Source organism: Streptomyces sp. NPDC029152 (genome assembly GCF_055564355.1).
Genome location: NZ_JBVHWR010000010.1, coordinates 243,777 through 262,631 on the forward strand (window position 1 = coordinate 243,777; position 18,855 = coordinate 262,631).

The window sequence follows — 18,855 nt, forward strand, 5'->3', positions numbered from 1 at the left end:
TCCGTCACCGGCCCGCCACGGTCCGGCACGGCCCCCACACCCCGAGGCGAGAGGTCCCCACTCCATGCCCGAAGTCAACCGGCGCCGCTTCCTCCAGCTCGCGGGCGCCACGTCGGCGTTCAGCGCGTTGTCCGCGAGCATCGAGCGGGCCGCCGCGCTCCCGGCGAACCACCGCGCGGGAAGCATCGAGGACGTCGAGCACATCGTCGTCCTGATGCAGGAGAACCGCTCCTTCGACCACTACTTCGGCACGCTGAGGGGCGTCCGCGGCTTCGGCGACCCGCACCCGGTGACCCTGGACTCCGGCAAGTCGGTGTGGCACCAGAGGAAGAGCGACGGCACCGAGGTGCTGCCCTTCCACCCCGAGGCCGACGACCTCGGCATGCAGTTCCTGCAGGGCCTGCCGCACGGCTGGTCCGACGGACAGGCCGCCTACCACAACGGCAAGTACGACCGCTGGCTGCCCGCCAAGGGCACCACGACCATGGCGTACCTGACCCGTGAGGACATCCCCTTCCACTACGCGCTCGCCGACACCTTCACCGTCTGCGACGCCTACCACTGCTCCTTCATCGGCTCCACCGACCCCAACCGCTACTACCTGTGGTCGGGCCACACCGGCAACGACGGCGAGGGCGGCGGCCCGGTCCTCGGCAACGACGAACGCGGCTACGACTGGACGACGTACCCGGAGCGGCTGGAGGAGGCCGGAGTCTCCTGGAAGATCTACCAGGACGTCGGCGACGGCCTGGACGCGGCCGGTTCCTGGGGGTGGACCGGCGACGCCTACCGCGGCAACTACGGGGACAACTCCCTGCTGTACTTCACCTCGTACCGGGGCGCCCGGCCCGGCGACCCCCTGTACGACAAGGCCCGCACCGGCACCGACGCCGGAAGCGGCGAGGGCTACTTCGACCGGCTCCGCGCCGACGTCAAGGCCGGGAAGCTGCCGCGGATCTCCTGGATCGCCGCCCCCGAGGCCTTCTCCGAGCACGGCAACTGGCCCTCGAACTACGGCGCCTGGTACATCTCCCAGGTCCTGGACGCGCTCACCTCCAACCCCGCGGTGTGGGCGAGGACCGCCCTGTTCATCACCTACGACGAGAACGACGGCTTCTTCGACCACGTGGTGCCGCCGCTCCCGCCGAAGTCCGCCGCGCAGGGCCTGTCCACCGTCGACGTGTCCCTGGACGTCTTCAAGGGCGACGCCACCCACGTCGAGGGCTTCTACGGGCTGGGCCCGCGCGTGCCCATGCTGGTCGTCTCGCCGTGGAGCAAGGGCGGCTACGTCTGCTCCGAGACCTTCGACCACACCTCGGTCATCCGCTTCATGGAGCGCCGCTTCGGCGTGCGCGAGCCGAACATCTCGCCGTGGCGGCGCGCCGTCTGCGGCGACCTGACCTCCGCCTTCGACTTCTCCCGCCCGGACAGCCGGCCCGCCCGGCTGCCGGACACCGACGCCTACGAGCCGCGGGACCGCGAACGCCACCCGGACTACCGCCCGACACCCCCGGCGGACCCGGACATGCCCCGCCAGGAGCGCGGCCCGCGCCCCGCGCGCCCGCTGCGCTACGCCCCGCACGTGGACGGCGCCGTGGACGCGGCGGCCGGGAAGTTCACGCTCACCTTCGCCTCCGGCGCCCGGGCCGGTGCCGCCTTCCTCGTCACCTCCGGCAACCGCGGCGACGGCCCCTGGACGTACACCACCGAGGCCGGCAAGAGCATCGCCGACACCTGGAACTCGGTCTACTCGGGCGGTGCCTACGACCTGACGGTGCACGGCCCCAACGGCTTCCTGCGCGTGTTCCGGGGCGGGAACGGGAGCGCCGGGCCCGAGGTCACCGCCCGGCACACCGGCGACGACGTCCGGCTGAGCTTCACCAACGCCGGGTCCGGCACGGTCCGCCTGCGTCTCGCCGACGGCTACGGCGGCCCGGGCGGGACGGTCACCGTGCGCCCCGGCGCCACCGTGCGGCACACCGTCGACCTGACGGGGAGCCGGCGCTGGTACGACCTCACCGTCACCGCCGACGGCGACCCGGCGTTCCTGCGGCGCTTCGCCGGGCACGTGGAGAACGGGCGGCCGGGAGTGAGCGACCCGGCGATCGCCACGGTGTAGGCGTCAGGGGCGGAGGCGTCACAGCGGAGTCAGGTGCCCCGGTCTCGGCTGCCGGGGCACCAGCAACGCCTCCGTCCCCGCCGGCCCCCCTTCGGGCTCCGGCCCCGGCACGGCGCCGGCCGCCGGAGGCCGTTCGGCGGCCGGCGCGGGCGTGGCCCGGCTCAGCTGGACCACGCCCCAGCCGGCCAGCGCCGCGCCGGCCAGCGCGAGCAGCACCCCGGCCGGACCGCCGCGCAGCCGCTCACCGAGCAACGACACCCCGATCACCGCGGCGGCCGCCGGGTTGGCCAGCGTCACCACCGCGAGCGGCGCGCCCAGGCCACCCCGGTAGGCCGTCTGGGACAGCAGCAGCCCGCCCGCCGCGAAGGCCGCCACCAGCACCGCCACCCCGATCACCTGGACGCTGAGCAGGGGACCCGAACGGTCCGTGACGGCGACCGTGACGGTCTGGGTGAGCGCCGAGGCGACCCCGGAGGCGACCCCGGAGGCCGTCGCGTGCCGCAGGCCCGGCCGGGCGCCGGGCCGCGACAGCAGGCCGATCAGCGCCGCCGTCGCGCCGGAGACCGTCAGCGCCTCCGGCACGCTCAGCACGTCGTCGGGCGCGGGACCGGACGCCGCCAGCAGCAGCGCGCCCAGCCCGAGCAGCGTCAGCCCGGTGCCCCGCCACTCGACCGCGCTCACCCGGCGGCCCGCCAGCCGCGCCCCCAGCGGCACCGCCGCGACCAGGGTGAGCGCGCCGAGCGGCTGGACCACCGTGAGCGGGCCGTACTTGAGGGCCACGACGTGCAGCAGCGCGGCCGACGCGTTGAGCGCCACCGACCACCACCAGGCGCCGCTGCCCAGCATCCGCAGCGCACCCGTCCCCGAACTGCGGGCGGCCAGCCGCTCCTGGGCCACGGCCGCGGCGGCGTAGGCGACGGCCGAGACCAGGGACAGCAGGACGGCGATCAGCGCGGCGTTCACCGGCCCGCCCCCACCAGCTCGTGCGGCTCCGGTTCGTGCCGCGCGGCCGGGCGCCGCCGCGGCACGGCGGCGCGGCGGGGCCGGTGGGTCCCACGGACGTCCTCGGTGCCGTCGGCGCCGTCGGCCCCGTGGGCCGCGTGCGGCGGCCGCAGGGCCACGAGGGCGAGGCCGAGCAGGGCGCTCGCCACGATCACGTCGGACCAGTAGTGGTTCGCGGTGCCCACGATCACCAGGAGCGTCACCAGCGGATGCAGCAGCCACAGCCACCGCCACCGCGACCGGGTGGCGACGATCAGCCCGACCGCCAGCATCAGCGCCCAGCCGAAGTGCAGCGAGGGCATCGCCGCGAACTGGTTCGACAGGTGGTCGGTGCGCGGCGGACCGTACACCGAGGGCCCGAACACGCGGGCCGTGTCGATCAGGCCGGTCGCGCCCAGCATGCGCGGCGGGGCCAGCGGGAAGGCCACGTGCAGCACCAGTGCGGCGCCGGTCAGCGCCGTTAGCACCCGCCGGGTCCAGACGTAGTGGGCGGGCCGCCGCAGATAGAGCCAGACCAAGAAGGCCACGGTGGCCGGGAAGTGGACGGTGGCGTAATACGTGTTCGCCACGTGGACCGGCCAGTCGCCGTGCAGCAGCAGGGACTGCACCGTGCCCTCGTCGGGCAGCCGCAGGGCGCGCTCCCCGTCCCACACGTGGTGCGCGTTGCGGAAGGCCTCGGCGGTGTGGCCCGTCGCCAGCCGGCGGCCGAACTTGTAGACGAGGAAGAGCCCCGCCACGAGCAGGAGTTCACGGGCGAGTGGCGGGCGCGCGGGCGCGTCCGGCTCCGCTTCTGCAGGCCAGGTGCGGGCGTTCATCCCGGGGCCCCTTCGCTGAGGTGGTGCGTGCGGTGGTGCTGGCCGGGCCGACGGCTCGCCGGGTGCGGCGGAGTCACCGGTCCGGGGGGCGTGTGACGGTTCTCATCGATACGACCCCGTTCCGATACGCCAGTGTACCGATACGGTGGGGTACCGGTACACTGGCGTATCGATGGTTGTACGACACACTGGAACACGGGTCCCTCGACCCTCGCTGCAGTGCCGCTGAACCGAGTGAGGAGCAGAGCATGACGTCGCAGGCCGCGGACCGACCGGAGACGGTCGGCGTTTCGCGCCGCTCCAAGCTCACGCCCGAGCGTGAGCAGGAGTTCTTCGACGCCGTGCTCGAACAGATCCGTGAGTGCGGCTACGACGCCGTGACCATGGAGGGCGTCGCCGCCAGCACGCGGTGCAGCAAGTCCACGCTCTACCGGCAGTGGAAGACCAAGCCGCAGTTCGTGGCGGCGGCCCTGCGCTCCAGCCGCCGGGTGCGCTTCGCCGGCATCGACACCGGGTCGCTCGCCGAGGACCTGCGCCAGGCGGCCCGGGCCGCGGGCCAGTGGTCGGGCAAGGACACGCTGCTCCAGGCGCTCGGCCACGCGGTCATGCAGGACCCGGAGCTCCAGCGCGCGCTGCGCGAGGCGCTGGTCGAGCCGGAGATCGCCGCGCTGCGGGAGATCCTGCGGCGCGGGGTCGAACGCGGTGAGGTCCCCGCCGGGCACCCGGCGCTGGAGTTCGTGCCCGCGCAGATGTTCGGCGCCCTGCGGATGCGGCCGGTCATCGAGGGCGAGTACGCCGACGCGGAGTACCTGGTCCGGTTCGTGGAGGCCGTCGTGCTGCCGGCCCTCGGCCTGCCCTGAGACCCAGGCCGCCGTCCACGGGATGACTGGACGGTGGCCTGCCCGCGCCGCACCGTGGGGACGGGGGCGGCGCGCACCCCCGGCCGGGTGGGGCGCCCTTTGAGCGGAAGGGCGCCCCACCCGGCCGACCGATGTCCGGGCCGGTCAGACGTCCTGTCCGCTGCCGCCGCCGGAGGACACCGCGATGCCCCGGGTGATCTCGTCGATCACCGTCTGCTGCCCCTCCGCGTCGACGCCGAAGCGCACGACGACGATGCGCTTCGCGTCGGCCGGCGACGGGAAGGCGAGCGACTCCACGTAGCCGTCGGAGCCCTTGCTGGTGACCGCCTTCCAGCGGACCAGGTAGCCCTTCTGGCCGGCGACCGTCACCGCCTCGGAGGCCAGCTGCTGGTGCGAGGTGATCCCGCCGTAGGACTTGCCGCCGTACGACTCCTCCGCGTTCGCCTCGATGTCCGCCTTCGCGACCTCCTCGGCGGTGGTGCCCTCGGTGCCGAGCACCGTCGCGGGGGCCGAGTAGGCGCCGCCCTTGGTGCAGGTCGCCGAGGTGTCGCCGGGGCACTCGTAGGTGTCGTCGGAGGTCACCGACGCGCCGACCGACAGCTGCTGCCCCGACCAGCCGTCCGGGACGGGCAGGCTGATCCCGCTGACCGGGTCCGGGACCGACCCGCTGTCGATCGTGGGCGGCTGCGACCGGTCCGGGGAGTCCGGCGCGGGCGAGGGGCCGTCCCCGCCGTCGCCCGGGTCGCCGAAGGGGGCGTCCCCGTCGCCCGGACCGCGCCCCTCCTGCTGCCGGGAGCCCGCGCCGGCGCCGGCCGGGCCGTCGTCGGCCAGCACGTACACGCCGGCGCCGATGCCGGCCAGGACGGCCACGGCCGCCGCGACGGCTATCCCGGTGCGTAGACCGCGCCGCCGGCCGGACGGCGGCTGAACGGGATACCCCGGATAGCCCGGGTGCACCGGGTACGGCCCGGGCGCAGCGCCGTACGGCCCGGGCGCAGCGCCGTACGGTCCGGGCGCGGCGCCGTACGGTCCGGGCGCGGCGTCGTGGGGCCCGGGCACGGGGGCCTGCGGCGCGGGCGCCGCGCCGGCCGCCGGCGGCGGCGCCCCGGGCCCCCACGCGGCGGACGGCCCCGCGGGACGGACCTGGTCCGTCCACGCCTTGCCGTCCCACCAGCGCTCGGTGGCGGGACCGTCACTTGTCTGCCCGGGGTCCGGGTACCACCCGGGAGGAGTCACCTGCGTCATGGCCCCACCGTATGAGGCGTCGGTGAAAGCGGGATGAGAGACCCCGCGACCGCCCCCGCGCGCCCGCCCGTTGACGCGCCGCCGGAGTTCCGCCGCTGGTGACGCACCCGGCGTGGCGCCCGTGCTTTACCGCATGTCACTCGTCACGGCAACTGCCGTCCCGACCACTCACCACCGGGGCGATCGGGCCGCTAGGCTCGACGCCTGTACGTCGTTCGGGCGACACGGGGAGGTAGCGGGATGACGGAGGTGCGGCCCACGGCAGCCGCCTCGGCCTCCCTGTGGGAGCGCGACGAGGAAGTCGCCGCCATCGCACGGGCGGTGGACGCCCTGTGCGCGGACCGTGCGTCCGCCGGCAGCCTGCTGGTGTGCCGGGGCGAGGCGGGACTGGGCAAGACCGCGCTGCTGGCCGAGACCCGCCGCATCGCCGAGTCCCGCGGCTGCGCCGTCTGGTCGGCGCGCGGCGGCGAGACCCTGCGCTCCGTCCCCTTCAACGTCGTACGGCAGTTGCTGCAGCCGGCCCTCGTGTCCATGCTCCCGGAGGAGGCGCGCGACTGCCTCGGCGACTGGTACGACATCGCGGGCCCCGCCCTCGGCATAGCCGAACCCGGCGGACGCCAGGCCGACCCGCAGGGCGTGTGCGACGGCCTGGTCGCCGCCGTGAGCCGGCTGGCCCGGCGGGAGTGGCCGCTGGTCCTGCTCGTCGACGACGTCCACTGGGCCGACCAGGAGACCCTGCGCTGGCTCGCCGCGCTCGCCGGGCGCCTCGACGAGATCTCCGTCCTGCTGGTGATCGCCCGCCGGCCCGACGGCGTCGCCGGCGACGGCGCACGCCACCTGGAAGAGGCCGAGGCCGCGGGCCGGCCCCTCGCCCCGCTCAGCGCCCTCACCCCGGAGGCGACGGCCGGGCTCACCCGCGCCACCGTGGGCGCCCACGCCGACGGGGCGTTCTGCCGCGAGGTGTGGGCCGTCACCGACGGCAACCCCTACGACACCGTCGAACTGCTCGCCAAGGTCCGCGACAGCGAAATGGAGCCGGTCGAGGCCCGGGCCGCCGAACTGCGCGCCCTGAACCGCTCCGCCCGCGGCGGCGGAGTCGTCGCCCGCCTCGAGCAACTCGGCATGGACGCCACCCGGTTCGCCTGGGCCGCCGCCGTCCTCGGCACCGGCATCACCGTCGACATGGTGGCCCGCATCGCCACCCTCGACCACGACGACGCGGTCCACTGCGCCGAACTGCTCGCCGCCGACCGCATCCTCGCCGCGCCCGGACCCGCCGTCGGCCGGTCCGCCGGGGACGAGCTGGAGTTCGTCCACCCGCTGATCGCCACCGCCGTCTACGACTCCATCCCCGGCGCGCTGCGCACGGCCATGCACGGCATCGCCGCCCGGTTCGTCACCGACTTCGGTCTCGGCGCCGCGGCCGCCTCCCGCCACCTCCTCGAGGTCCACCCCGAGGACGACCAGGACGTCGTGCGGCAACTGCGCGAGGCCGCCCGCGAACACCTCGCCGTCGGCGCACCCGACGCGGCCCGGCGCTGCCTCGAACGCGCCCTGGAGGAGCCCCCGCTGCCGAGGACGCACGCGCGGGTGCTCTACGAACTCGGCTGCGCCACCCTGCTCACCGCGCCCGCCACCACCATCGGGCACCTGCGCGCCGCCCTCTCCATGCCCGGTCTCGAGGGCGACGAACGCGTCGACGCCGTCTTCCGGCTCTCCCAGGCCCTCCTCCACAACGACCAGATGGAGGAGGCCGTCCGCACCGTCGAGGCGGAGGCGGCCCGCAACCCCGACCCGTCCGCACGACTGCGCCTGCAGGCCGTCCAGTACATGTGGGAGGGCATACACGCCGGCGAGACCGCCTCGCCCGGCCGCTCCGCGCGCCTGGCCGAACTCGCCGCGACCTGCACCGGCCGCGACAACGCCGAACGCGCCCTGCTCATCCTGCGCGGCTTCGACGCCATGACCCACGGGGAGAGCGCGGAAGAGGTCGTCGAACTGTGCGACCGCGCCCTCGTCAACGGCCGCCTCGCCCCCGGACTCGGCTGGACGGACACCGAGTGGGGCCTGGAACTGCCCATGATGCTGGCCAGCGCCTACGCCTACTGCGACCGGCTCGACCGCGCGGAGGCCCTGTTCACCGAGGCCCTGCGCGCCTACGAGACCGCGGGCTGGAGCGGCGGCCACCTCGCCCTCGCGCACGCCTACGTCGGTCTGGGCCACCGCAGGCGGGGCCGTCTGAGGGAGGCCGAGGAGTCGCTGCGGGAGTCGCTGCGCATCGCCGAGCGCGTCGGCCGCGGCCTGCCGCTGTACTGGTCCGCGATCTGCAACCTGATCGACACGCTGCTCGCCCGCGGTCACGTCGAGGAGGCCCGGTCGCTCGCCGACCGGTACGGCTTCGCCCCGCCGTACCCGTCCACGATCGTGCTGCCCGACCCGCGTACCGTCCGCGGCCGGCTGCTGCTCGCCACCGGCCGCACCAAGGACGGCGTCAACGAACTGGAGGCCGCCGAGAAGGCCGCCGCCGCGCGCGGCCGGCACAACCCGGTGGTGGTCCCCTGGGCGACCGAACTCGCCCGCGCCCTCGCCACGGAGGACCCCGGCCGCGCCGCGCACCTGGTCTCCGACGCGCGCCGCCAGGCCGAGCGCTTCGGCACCGACACCGCCATGGGGGAGGCCCTGCGCTGCGCCGCCGCCCTGGAGACGGGCCCGCGCGCGGTCCGGCTCGCCGCCCAGGCGGTCGCCCGCCTGGAGGCCTCGCCCTGCCAGTACGAGCACGCCGCGGCCCGCGTCGAGTACGGCATCGCGGCCCGCTCGAAGGAGGAGCTCGACCGGGGCCTGGCGCTGGCGCGCTCGTGCGGCTCGGACGGACTGGTGGCGAAGGCCCGCGAGGCCCTGGCGGACCTCGCGGGCTGAACCGCCGGCTCAGCCCGCGGCGCCCTCCTCCTCGGCCAGCACCCGCTGGGCCGTCGCGAACGCCGAGTTCGCCGCCGGCACCCCGCAGTACACGGCCGTCTGGAGCAGCACGGCGCCGATCTCGTCCGGCGTGAGGCCGTTGCGGCGGGCCGCCCGCACGTGCATGGCCAGCTCCTCGTAGTGGCCGTGCGCCACCAGCGCCGTCATCGTGACCATGCTGCGCTCGCGGCGCGAGAGCGTCTCGTCGGTCCAGATCTCCCCCCAGGCGTAGCGCGAGATGAAGTCCTGGAACCGCGCGGTGAACGGGGTCTGCCGCTCCTGCGCCCGGTCCACGTGGGCGTCGCCCAGCACCTCGCGCCGCACGGCCATGCCCCGCCCGGCGCCCCCGCCGAAGTGCCCGCGCAGCGCGGTCAGCACCGCCTCGGGACGCTCGGCGGGCGCCAGGTGCGAGGCGCCCGGTATCTCCACCAGCGCCGCGCCCGGCACGGCGTCGGCGATCTCCCGCAGATGCGCGGGCGGTGTGGCCGGATCCTCGCGGCCGGCGATCAGCAGGGTGGGCGCGGAGATCTCGCCGAGCCGGTCCCGCAGGTCGAACGCGGCCAGCGCGTCGCAGCACGCGGCGTACGCCCCGGGGTCGGCCTCCCGGTGGTCCCGCACCAGCTCCGGCACGGTGAACCCGGGCGTGAACCACCGTGCGCCGGCGCTCCCGGCGAGCTCGTCCAGCCCCTTCGCGCGCACCAGCGCGGCCCGTTCCTCCCACGCCCTCGCGCCGTTGAAGTGCGCCGACGAGCAGAGGACGGCCAGCGACGACACGCGCTCCGGGTGGTGCACGGCCAGGTGCAGGCCCACCGCACCGCCCAGGGAGACGCCCGCGTAGGCGAACCGCTCGACGCCGAGCGAGTCGGCGAGCGCCAGCACCAGGCCGGCGAGGTCGCCGACGGTGGCGCCGGGACCGATGAGGTCCGCCGCCGAACCGCCGTGGCCCGGCAGGTCCCAGCGGATCACCCGGTGCCCGGTGGACAGTTCGGGCGCCACCCCGTCCCACAGGGCGTGGGAGGTGCCCAGCGAGGGTCCCAGCAGCAGCGGGGGAGCGGAGACGGGGCCTTCGGTCAGGTGGTTGAGCATGGTCAACGTCGCTCCAGGGCGCGGTCGGTCAGGGCTCCGGCGGAGCCGGTGTAGCGGGCGGGGTCGGTCAGGGCGGCGAGGTCGAGACCGGTGTCCTTCAGCTCCGGTGCCTCGCAGAGCAGTTCGCCCAGGCCGCGGTCCTCGGCGTAGGCGCGCCGGGCGAGTTCGGTGAGCAGCGCCTTGGCGCGGGCCCGCCCGAGCACCGGCGCCAGCTCCGCGGAGAGCCGCTCGGACACGATCAGCCCGTGGGTGAGGCCGAGGTGCGCGCGCATCGCGGCCGGGCGCACCCGCAGGCCCTCGGCCAGCTCGGCGGCGTCCCGCGCCGCCCCGCCGGTCAGCCGCAGCAGGTCCCGCAGCGGCTCCCACTCGGCGTGCCAGGCACCGGCCGGGCGCTCGTCCTCGGCGGCCAGGGAGCCGTACAGCGCGGCCGCGAGCTGCGGCGCGCGCCGGGCCGCCGCCGCGATCAGCGTGGAGCGCACCGGATTGGCCTTGTGGGGCATCGCCGACGAGCCGCCGCCGCTGCCCTCCGCGACCTCGCCGGTCTCGGTGCGGGAGAGCACCAGCACGTCCGCGGCGATCTTCCCGAGGGCCCCGGCGGCGAAGGCCAGGCAGCCGGCGAGGTCGGCGACCGGGGTGCGCAGGGTGTGCCAGGGCAACAGCGGGGCGCGAAGGCCCAGTTCACGGGCGTACGCCCCGGGCAGCGCGGTCGCGTCCTCGGCGCCGTACGCCCCGAAGGCCGCCAGGGTGCCCGCCGCGCCGCCGAGCTGGGCGGGCAGCGTGCCGCGCACGGCGCCGACGCGGTCCCGGGCGTCGAGCACCAGCGCGCGCCAGCCGGCCGCCTTCAGCCCGAAGGTCGTCGGCACGGCGTGCTGGGTCAGCGTCCGGCCCGGCATCGCCGTGTCCCGGTGCTCGGCCGCCAGCCGGGCCAGCGCCCGCTCCGTGCGGGTGAGGTCGGGCAGCAGCAGGTCCAGGGTGCGGGCGGCGACCAGCATCGTCGCGGTGTCCATGATGTCCTGGCTGGTCGCGCCCCGGTGCACATACGGCCCGTGCTCCTCGCCGACCGCCTCCGTCAGGTCCGCGACCAGCGGGATCACCGGGTTGCCGCCGTCGCGGGCGCGCTCGGCCAGGGAGCGGACGTCGAAGCGGGCCGGGTCGGCGGCCTCGGTCACCGCCCTCGCCGCCCCGGCGGGGGCGAGCCCCAGCCCGGCCTGGGCCCGGGTCAGCGCCGCCTCCGCGTCGAGCAGGGCCCGCAGCCAGGCGCGGTCGTCGGTCGCGTCGGCGGCCGGCGAGCCCGCCCACCCGGGGGCGAGCAGGCCGGCGTCGGAAGCTGATGTCACCGGAACTCCAGGAAGACCGTCTCGCCTTCGCCCTGAAGGCGGATGTCGAAACGGTACGTGCCGTTGCCCTCGTCCCCGGCGACCAGCGTGTCGCGGCGCTCCGCGTCCACCTCGGACAGCAGTGGGTCGGCGGCCAGCGCGGCGTCGTCGCCCGGCAGGTAGATCCGGGTGAACAGGTGCACGAGCAGACCGCGCGCGAACACGCACAGGCTGAGGTAGGGCGCGTTCCGTCCGCGCGCCCCGGGGCGCAGCGTCCGCGCGTACCAGTGCCCGTCGGCGTCGGTCTGGATGCGGCCGAAGCCGGTGAACTCCACGCCGTTGCGGCCGAGGAAGCCGCCGGAGGCGGGGTCGCGCCGCATCGAGCCGTCGGCGGTGGGCACGTTGCCGTCCGGGTCCGGACCCCACACCTCCAGCAGGGCGTCGGGCAGCGGCCGGCCCTCGCCGTCGTACACGTACCCGTGCACGGTGACGGTGTCCGGGTGGCCCACGGGCGCGATGTCCTCGCCGCCGCGGAAGGGCAGCGCGTAGCCGTAGAACGGACCGACCGTGTGCGACGGGGTGGGCAGCACGTTCTCCGGGCGGCTGGTGTCGATCTTCGTCATGGCGGTCAGCGTCCTTCTTCGATCCAGGTGGCGTTCGGGCCGTCGAGCACGATGTCCCAGTGGTAGCCGAGCGAGAACTCGGGCACGGACAGACTGTGGTCGTACGTCGCGATCAGCCGCTGCCGGGCGGCGTCGTCGGTCACGGACTGCAGGATCGGGTCGTAGGGGAACAGCGGGTCGTTCGGGAAGTACATCTGCGTCACGAGCCGCTGCGTGAACGCCGAGCCGAACACCGAGAAGTGGATGTGGGCCGGGCGCCAGGCGTTGACGTGGTTGCGCCAGGGGTAGGGGCCCGGCTGGATGGTGGTGAAGCGGTAGAAGCCGTCGTCGTCGGAGAGGGTGCGGCCCACGCCGGTGAAGTTCGGGTCCAGCGGGGCGTCGTGCTGTTCGCGCTGGTGGGCGTAGCGGCCGGCCGAGTTGGCCTGCCAGATCTCCACGAGCTGCCCGCGCACGGGCCGGCCGTCGCGGTCGAGGAGGCGGCCGGAGACGGTGATGCGCTCGCCGACCGGCTCGCCGGTGTGCTGCCGGGTCAGGTCGTTGTCGATGCCGGTGAGGTCCCGTTCCCCGAAGGCGGGGGAGGACAGTTCCACCAGCTCCGGGTCCCTGGTGACGTCGATGTTGACCGGCGGCTGCTTGGGGTGGCGCAGCACCGAGGAACGGTAGGGGGCGTAGTCGCGGCGGGGGTGGTGCTCGACGGGGGCGCCGTCGGCGACCCGCTTCTCGTAGGCGGCGTGCTCGGCCGCGATCTCCGCGTCGATGTCGTGCTGGGTGAGGGTCATGACGGTTCCCGTGGGTGACTAGCGGTCGAGGACGAGGGCGAGGCCCTGGCCGACGCCGATGCAGAGGGTGGCGACGCCCGTGCCGCCGCCCTTGCGGGCGAGCTGGTGGGCGACGGTGCCGGCGAGGCGTGCGCCGGAGGCCCCGAGGGGGTGGCCGAGGGCGATGGCGCCGCCCTGCGGGTTGAGGATCGCGGGGTCGAACTCGGGCCACTCGGCCACGCAGCCCAGCACCTGGGCGGCGAAGGCCTCGTTCAGTTCGAGGACGTCCAGGTCGGCGAAGGTCCTGCCGGCCTTGGCGAGGGCGCGGTTCACCGCTTCGACGGGGGCGAGACCGAAGTACCGCGGGTCGTTCGCGAAGACGCCGGTGGCGGAGATCCGGGCCAGCGGCTCGCGGCCGGTGGCCTTCAGGCCCTCCTCGTCGACCAGCAGCAGCGCCGCGGCGCCGTCGTTGAGCGGCGAGGCGTTCCCGGCGGTCACGGTGCCGTCGGTGGTGCGGAAGGACGGCTTGAGCCTGGCCATCGCCTCCAGGGAGGCGTCCGGGCGGACGCACTCGTCGGCGGCGAAGTCGACCGGCTCTCCCTTGCGCCGCGGCACCGGCACCGGCGCGAGCTCGGCGTCGAACAGGCCGTCCGCCTGCGCCCGCGCGGCCTTGCGGTGGGAGGCGAGGGCGAACTCGTCCTGCTGCTCCCGCCCGATCCCGTGCTTGTCCGCGATCAGCTCGGCCGACTCGCCGAGCGGGATGGTCCACCGCGGGTCCATCCGCGGGTTGACCATGCGCCAGCCCAGGGTGGTGGAGTACAGCTCGGTGTGCCCGGCCGGGAACGGCCGGTCCGACTTGGGCAGCACGTACGGGGCCCGGGTCATCGACTCCACGCCGCCCGCGAGGACGATCGAGGCGTCCCCGGCCGCGACGGCGCGGGCGGCCTGGATCACCGCCTCCAGGCCGGAGGCGCACAGCCGGTTCACGGTCACGCCGGGCACGGAGGTGGGCAGGCCGGCCAGCAGGGCGGCCATGCGGGCGACGTTGCGGTTCTCCTCGCCGGCGCCGTTGGCGTTGCCGAAGTACACGTCCTCGATCCGGGACGGGTCCAGGTGCGGGGTGCGGGCGAGGAGCGCGCGGATCGCGTGCGCGGCCAGGTCGTCCGGGCGCACGCCGGCCAGGGAGCCGTTGTACCTGCCGAACGGGGTGCGCACCGCGTCGACGACGTAGACGTCCTTCACCTCAGTCCCTCCGCGACGGTGAGCTCGGCACCGGTCCTGGCGACGACCTCGTCGACGTCCACGCCCTGTGCGCACTCCACCAGGACCAGGCCGTCGTCGGTGACGTCGAGGACGCCGAGGTCGGTGATGATCCGGTTCACGCACGCCTTGCCGGTGAGCGGCAGCGTGCACTCCTTCAGGATCTTCGGGGAGCCGTCCTTGGCGGTGTGGGTCATCACGACGATGACCGTGCGGGCGCCGTGGACGAGGTCCATGGCCCCGCCGATGCCGGTGATCATCTTGCCCGGGACGGCCCAGTTGGCCAGGTCGCCGGCGGCGGAGACCTGCATCGCCCCGAGCACCGCGACGTCGATGTGCCCGCCGCGGATCATCGAGAACGACAGCGCCGAGTCGAAGAAGGAGGCGCCCGGCAGGACCGTCACGGTCTCCTTGCCGGCGTTGATCAGATCGGGGTCGACCTGGTCGTCCGTGGGGTACGGGCCGGTGCCCAGGATGCCGTTCTCGGACTCCAGGGTCACCTCCACGCCCTCGGGGAGGTGGTTGGGGATCAGCGTCGGCAGACCTATGCCGAGGTTGACGTACTGGCCGTCCTCGAGCTCACGCGCGGCCCGCGCGGCCATCTGTTCACGCGTCCAGGCCATCAGCCGCTCACCGTCCGGCGCTCGATCTTCTTGTCGGCGGCCTGCTCGGGGGTCAGCGCGACGACGCGCTGCACGAAGATCCCCGGCAGGTGCACGGCGTCCGGGTCGATTGCGCCGGGCTCCACCAGTTCCTCCACCTCGGCGATGGTGACCCGGCCCGCCATGGCCGCCAGCGGGTTGAAGTTCCGCGACGACCTCGCGAACACCAGATTGCCGTGCCGGTCGCCCTTCGCCGCCCTGACCAGGGCGAAGTCGGTGCGGATGCCGTGCTCCAGCACGTACTCCTCCCCGTCGAACTCACGGACCTCCTTCGGCGGCGACGCCAGTGCGACACCGCCGGAGCCGTCGTAGCGCCACGGAAGGCCGCCCTCGGCGACCTGCGTGCCGACGCCCGCCGGCGTGTAGAAGGCCGGGATGCCCGCGCCGCCGGCCCGCAGCCGCTCGGCCAGCGTGCCCTGCGGGATCATCTCCACCTCGATCTCGCCACCGAGGTACTGGCGTGCGAACTCCTTGTTCCCCCCGATGTAGGACCCGGTCACCCGGGTGATGCGTCCGGCGGCCAGCAGGACGGCCAGTCCCGAGTCCATCGCGCCGCAGTTGTTGGAGACGACCGACAGTCCGCCGGTCCCGCGCTCGTGGAGCGCCTGGATCAGCACGTTCGGTACACCGCTGAGACCGAAACCGCCCACCGCGAGCGATGCGCCGTCCGGCACGTCGGCCACCGCCTCGCCGGCTGTGGCCACCACCTTGTCCATCCGAGAAGCCCCATCTCTTCCAAGCGCCCCGGGACGCGAATCCCCGCGAATTAATCAGGGCACTGAGTATTTCAGCGAGATGGCCCACACGGTGCCACCGGACGGCTGGAGCGTCAAGACCTGGGGAAGTGCGAGGTGGATCGCGTGGGGAGACCGCGGGTGATGCCGGTTCGACCCGTGTATCGTCAGTGCACCGACGAATCTCGCCGCTAGGGGAACGCACATGGCCGCGGTCGACCTGACCACTCACCCCGGGCATCTGGCCCGGCGGCTCCAGCAGGCGCACCACCTGCTGTGGAACACGATGGTCTCCGAGGAGACCACCTCGCCGCAGTTCGCCGTCCTCAACACGCTCGTCGCCGAACCGGGTCTCGACCAGCGCACCGTGGGGGAGCGGGTGGGGCTGGACCGGTCCACCATCGCCGAGGTGATCAGCAGGCTCGACCGCCGCGGACTGCTGGACAAGGTCCGCGACCCGCAGGACGGCCGCCGCTTCCTGCTGCGCCCGACGGACGAGGGACTGCGCGTCCACCGCAGGCTGAGCGTGCGGACGGCCCGGATGAACCAGGTCTTCCTCGCCCCGCTCTCCGCCGCGGAACGGGCGGTCTTCTTCGACCTGATCCAGCGGGTCGCGGATGCCGCCGAAGGGCTCCGCAACCCGGCCGAACCCGTGGTGGTCCCCTGACCGGTCAGGGCGTCTGCGTGAACACCACCCACACCGGGCCCTCGGCGAAGTTCACCGGCGTGCCGTCCCCGGCGGTGAAGGCCGTGCCCTCCTCGGCCGCCCCGCGCTTCCACGTCGCGTCGTAGGAGCGCCCGTCCCGCAGCACCTCCGCCTTCCCGGAGCCCACGGATTCCACGTACGGCGAGTTGTTGCCGAGGAAGTCGCCGAAGGCGGACTCGCGCACCCTCACGTGCTGGACGACGACCGTCGCCGGTGCCGGGCGCCCGCGGTCCCCCTGGCCGGCCCGGTCGCCGTCCATGGCGATCAGCCAGCGGCCACGGCTCGCCGACCAGGTGAAGGTGAAGCTCGCCGCCGGATAGCGCACCGTGCGCGAGGTCTCGGCCCGGCCGCCCGCGGGAGCCCCGCCGTGGCGGTAGCCCGTGGTCAGCGCGGCGGCGCCCGGGGGAGAGGGCAGCAGCCGGTCCGGTCGCAGGTAGAGGTTGTGCGGTGCGGGGTGACCGTCCTCGCGCACGTAGGCGTCGGGCGCCCGGTCCGGCGTCTCGGCCCGCAGGGGCGCCCGGTCGATCAGCGGGAGCAGCTTGCCCTGCGCGCCGGAGAACGCGAGCGTCGGCCGGCCGAACTGGCGCAGCAGCTCCAGGTCGGACTCCCGGGCGCTGCGCACCGGACCGACCGACTCCGGCAGCCTGGTGGCGTAGACCGCCATGAGACGGCTCAGTCCGCCCTCCACCGGTTCCACGTAGACGACGTCCGCGGCGTCCAGGCCCTTCTGCGGCCGGGCCTCGGGCGCGTTGTCGACCTTGACGGCGAGCGCGGGGCCCGCGCCGCGCAGGCCGTGCGCGTCGTGCGACCGCTCCAGGTGCGGCGTGCGGCCGTCGTCCTCTCTCGCCGCCGGCGGCGCCGTGCAGCCCGCCGCCAGCGCGGCCGTCACCGCCGCGGCCAGGAGCACCGGTACGCCGCCGGTCCCCGCTCCGCGTCGCACGGCACGGTCCCGCCCGCGCGTCCTGTGTCGCATTCCGGCCACCCGCCCACCCACTTCACTGTCATTGATTGTCTGCTTCTGAAGGCGTTCATGGCCATACCCGACTGAATCTGACAACGCACCCGGAATCCGCTGTTCGGCCGAACCGGTGGCGGTTCGGCGGGGGAGTCCCGGGGTACCCGGCCGCGACGCAGGACCGAGACGCACGGGCGACGGAGGGAGCGCGAGGCGATGAAGGCAGTTGTCTGGCAGGGCAAGCGGGACGTGCGGGTCGAGGACGTGCCCGACCCGAAGATCCAGGAGCCGACGGACGCGGTCATCCGCGTCACGTCCAGTGGGCTGTGCGGCTCCGACCTGCACCTCTACGAGGTGCTGACGCCGTTCATGACACCGGGCGACATCCTCGGCCACGAACCCATGGGCATCGTGGAGGAGGTCGGGTCCGAGGTGACCGGACTGAAGCCCGGTGACCGGGTCGTGGTGCCGTTCCAGATCGCGTGCGGGCACTGCCACATGTGCGGCACCGGGCTGCCGACCCAGTGCGAGACCACCCAGGTCACCGGCGAGGGCATGGGCGCCCCGCTGTTCGGCTACACCCGCCTGTACGGTGCGGTGCCCGGCGGCCAGGCCGAGTACCTGCGCGTACCGCAGGCCCAGTACGGACCCATCAAGGTGCCGGAGGGGCCCGCCGACGACCGCTTCGTCTACCTCTCCGACGTCCTGCCCACCGCCTGGCAGGCCGTCGAGTACGCCGCCGTCCCGCAGGGTGGCAGCGTCGCCGTCCTCGGGCTCGGCCCCATCGGCGACATGGCCTGCCGGGTCGCGCGGCTCAAGGGCGCCGGACGCGTGTTCGGCGTGGACCTGGTGCCGGAGCGGCTGGAGCGGGCCCGCGCGCGGGGCGTGGAGACGTACGACCTGCGGGCCTTCGACAACGAGAAGGAACTGGTCGCCGCGATCCGCGACGAGACCGGGGGCCGGGGCCCCGACGCCGTGATCGACGCGGTCGGCACCGAGGCGCACGGCAGCACCGTCGCCAAGCTGGTCCAGCAGTCCGCGGCCGTGATGCCCCGGGCCATCGGCGGCCCGCTCGCGGAGCGCTTCAGCGTCGACCGGCTCGCGGCCCTGTACACCGCCATCGACCTGGTGCGGCGCGGCGGCACCATCTCGCTGAGCGGCGTCTACGGCGGCATGGCCGACCCGATGCCGATGCTCACCCTGTTCGACAAGCAGATCCAGATGCGGATGGGGCAGGCCAACGTGCGCCGCTGGAGCGACGAGATCGTCCCGTACCTCACCGACGAGGACCCGCTCGGCGTGGACGACTTCGCCACCCACCGGGTCCCGCTCACCGAGGCGCCGCGCGCCTACGAGATGTTCCAGAAGAAGCAGGACGGCGCCGTCAAGGTCCTGATGAAGCCGTAGGGCTCACGGGCCGCCGAGGAACTCCGCCAGGTCGTGGCGGACCGGCTCCTCCGGTCGAGCGCAGGTGCAGCTCTCCGGCGTGCGGCCCGGCCGCCGGCGGCGGAACCGGGCCGCGTGCCGAAAGCGCGCCCCGTTCCCCATGTGGGCGCAGGCCACCTCGGCGACCCGCTCGGACCGCGCCCGGCTGCTGGACCGCGTCCCCGTCCCGGGCTGCGGGACTTGCCGGACCGGACGGCAGGGCCCCGAGGCCGCCGAGGGGACGGGGGACATCGGCCAGGCCGTCAAGCACGCCACGAAGATCCGCGGCAACTCCCCGGGGGTACGTCATCCGGTTGACGTAGGGGGGTCACAG

At 74.6% G+C, this 18,855-nt stretch carries 16 protein-coding genes and 1 pseudogene; 5 read left to right on the forward strand and 12 right to left on the reverse strand.

Features of this window, described 5'->3' with window-relative positions; genetic code table 11:
* Positions 1 to 64 precede the first annotated feature (64 nt).
* Entirely contained in the window at positions 65 to 2,119 is a 2,055-nt protein-coding gene (locus ACZ4V6_RS22445) for a phosphocholine-specific phospholipase C (RefSeq protein WP_467830138.1), read from the forward strand.
* Between the two features lie 18 nt (positions 2,120 to 2,137).
* Here the strand turns inward: ACZ4V6_RS22445 and ACZ4V6_RS22450 are convergent, their stop codons facing one another.
* Both ACZ4V6_RS22450 and ACZ4V6_RS22455 read right to left on the reverse strand, forming a co-directional pair.
* Positions 2,138 to 3,082 (reverse strand): DMT family protein, encoded by a 945-nt coding sequence (locus ACZ4V6_RS22450; protein WP_467830140.1) that lies wholly within the window; start codon positions 3,080 to 3,082, stop codon positions 2,138 to 2,140.
* Positions 3,079 to 3,936, reverse strand: coding sequence for a phosphatase PAP2 family protein (locus tag ACZ4V6_RS22455; RefSeq protein WP_467830142.1), 858 nt, complete (start codon positions 3,934 to 3,936; stop codon positions 3,079 to 3,081). The genes ACZ4V6_RS22450 and ACZ4V6_RS22455 overlap by 4 nt, the downstream gene beginning before the upstream one ends.
* Before the next feature lie 248 nt (positions 3,937 to 4,184).
* Between ACZ4V6_RS22455 and ACZ4V6_RS22460 the strand changes: the two genes are divergently transcribed.
* A complete protein-coding gene (locus tag ACZ4V6_RS22460) occupies positions 4,185 to 4,796 on the forward strand; it encodes a TetR/AcrR family transcriptional regulator (RefSeq protein WP_467830145.1) in 612 nt (203 codons plus the stop codon).
* A 144-nt stretch (positions 4,797 to 4,940) separates the two neighbouring features.
* Here the strand turns inward: ACZ4V6_RS22460 and ACZ4V6_RS22465 are convergent, their stop codons facing one another.
* On the reverse strand, positions 4,941 to 6,041 hold the full coding sequence (locus tag ACZ4V6_RS22465) for a DUF2510 domain-containing protein (RefSeq protein WP_467830147.1): 1,101 nt from the start codon (positions 6,039 to 6,041) through the stop codon (positions 4,941 to 4,943).
* A 240-nt stretch (positions 6,042 to 6,281) separates the two neighbouring features.
* On the opposite strand from ACZ4V6_RS22465, the gene ACZ4V6_RS22470 reads away from it, so the two are divergent.
* Positions 6,282 to 8,957 (forward strand): ATP-binding protein, encoded by a 2,676-nt coding sequence (locus ACZ4V6_RS22470; RefSeq protein WP_467830149.1) that lies wholly within the window; start codon positions 6,282 to 6,284, stop codon positions 8,955 to 8,957.
* Between the two features lie 9 nt (positions 8,958 to 8,966).
* Here ACZ4V6_RS22470 and pcaDC read toward each other — a convergent pair whose 3' ends face one another.
* Genes pcaDC through ACZ4V6_RS22505 form a run of 7 tightly spaced genes read right to left on the reverse strand, consistent with a single transcriptional unit; the run spans position 8,967 to position 15,417 of the window.
* A complete protein-coding gene (pcaDC, locus tag ACZ4V6_RS22475) occupies positions 8,967 to 10,082 on the reverse strand; it encodes a bifunctional 3-oxoadipate enol-lactonase/4-carboxymuconolactone decarboxylase PcaDC (RefSeq protein WP_467830151.1) in 1,116 nt (371 codons plus the stop codon).
* A gap of 2 nt (positions 10,083 to 10,084) precedes the next feature.
* Complete coding sequence (gene pcaB, locus ACZ4V6_RS22480; RefSeq protein WP_467830153.1) at positions 10,085 to 11,419, reverse strand: 3-carboxy-cis,cis-muconate cycloisomerase; 1,335 nt, start codon at positions 11,417 to 11,419, stop codon at positions 10,085 to 10,087.
* On the reverse strand, positions 11,416 to 12,021 hold the full coding sequence (pcaG, locus tag ACZ4V6_RS22485; RefSeq protein WP_467830155.1) for a protocatechuate 3,4-dioxygenase subunit alpha: 606 nt from the start codon (positions 12,019 to 12,021) through the stop codon (positions 11,416 to 11,418). Before pcaG ends, pcaB begins: the two co-directional genes overlap by 4 nt.
* A gap of 5 nt (positions 12,022 to 12,026) precedes the next feature.
* A complete protein-coding gene (gene pcaH, locus ACZ4V6_RS22490) occupies positions 12,027 to 12,800 on the reverse strand; it encodes a protocatechuate 3,4-dioxygenase subunit beta (RefSeq protein WP_467830157.1) in 774 nt (257 codons plus the stop codon).
* Between the two features lie 18 nt (positions 12,801 to 12,818).
* Positions 12,819 to 14,021 carry a thiolase family protein gene (locus tag ACZ4V6_RS22495; protein WP_467830159.1) on the reverse strand — a complete coding sequence of 401 codons (1,203 nt, stop codon included), beginning with the start codon at positions 14,019 to 14,021 and terminating at the stop codon, positions 12,819 to 12,821.
* Positions 14,018 to 14,662 carry a CoA transferase subunit B gene (locus tag ACZ4V6_RS22500; RefSeq protein ID WP_467830162.1) on the reverse strand — a complete coding sequence of 215 codons (645 nt, stop codon included), beginning with the start codon at positions 14,660 to 14,662 and terminating at the stop codon, positions 14,018 to 14,020. The genes ACZ4V6_RS22495 and ACZ4V6_RS22500 overlap by 4 nt, the downstream gene beginning before the upstream one ends.
* The gene (locus ACZ4V6_RS22505; protein ID WP_467830165.1) at positions 14,662 to 15,417 is read right to left on the reverse strand and encodes a CoA transferase subunit A; all 756 of its coding nucleotides are present in this window, start codon (positions 15,415 to 15,417) and stop codon (positions 14,662 to 14,664) included. Before ACZ4V6_RS22505 ends, ACZ4V6_RS22500 begins: the two co-directional genes overlap by 1 nt.
* A gap of 223 nt (positions 15,418 to 15,640) precedes the next feature.
* Here ACZ4V6_RS22505 and ACZ4V6_RS22510 point away from each other — a divergent pair, with 223 nt between their 5' ends.
* Positions 15,641 to 16,102 carry a MarR family winged helix-turn-helix transcriptional regulator gene (locus ACZ4V6_RS22510; protein ID WP_467830167.1) on the forward strand — a complete coding sequence of 154 codons (462 nt, stop codon included), beginning with the start codon at positions 15,641 to 15,643 and terminating at the stop codon, positions 16,100 to 16,102.
* 4 nt (positions 16,103 to 16,106) lie between these two features.
* Here ACZ4V6_RS22510 and ACZ4V6_RS22515 read toward each other — a convergent pair whose 3' ends face one another.
* Complete coding sequence (locus tag ACZ4V6_RS22515; protein ID WP_467830169.1) at positions 16,107 to 17,081, reverse strand: DUF3048 domain-containing protein; 975 nt, start codon at positions 17,079 to 17,081, stop codon at positions 16,107 to 16,109.
* A gap of 231 nt (positions 17,082 to 17,312) precedes the next feature.
* Between ACZ4V6_RS22515 and ACZ4V6_RS22520 the strand changes: the two genes are divergently transcribed.
* A complete protein-coding gene (locus ACZ4V6_RS22520) occupies positions 17,313 to 18,503 on the forward strand; it encodes a zinc-dependent alcohol dehydrogenase (protein WP_467830172.1) in 1,191 nt (396 codons plus the stop codon).
* A 3-nt stretch (positions 18,504 to 18,506) separates the two neighbouring features.
* Here ACZ4V6_RS22520 and ACZ4V6_RS22525 read toward each other — a convergent pair.
* Positions 18,507 to 18,680: pseudogene (locus tag ACZ4V6_RS22525) on the reverse strand (ATP-dependent DNA ligase); the annotation flags it as partial.
* Positions 18,681 to 18,855: the final 175 nt, after the last annotated feature.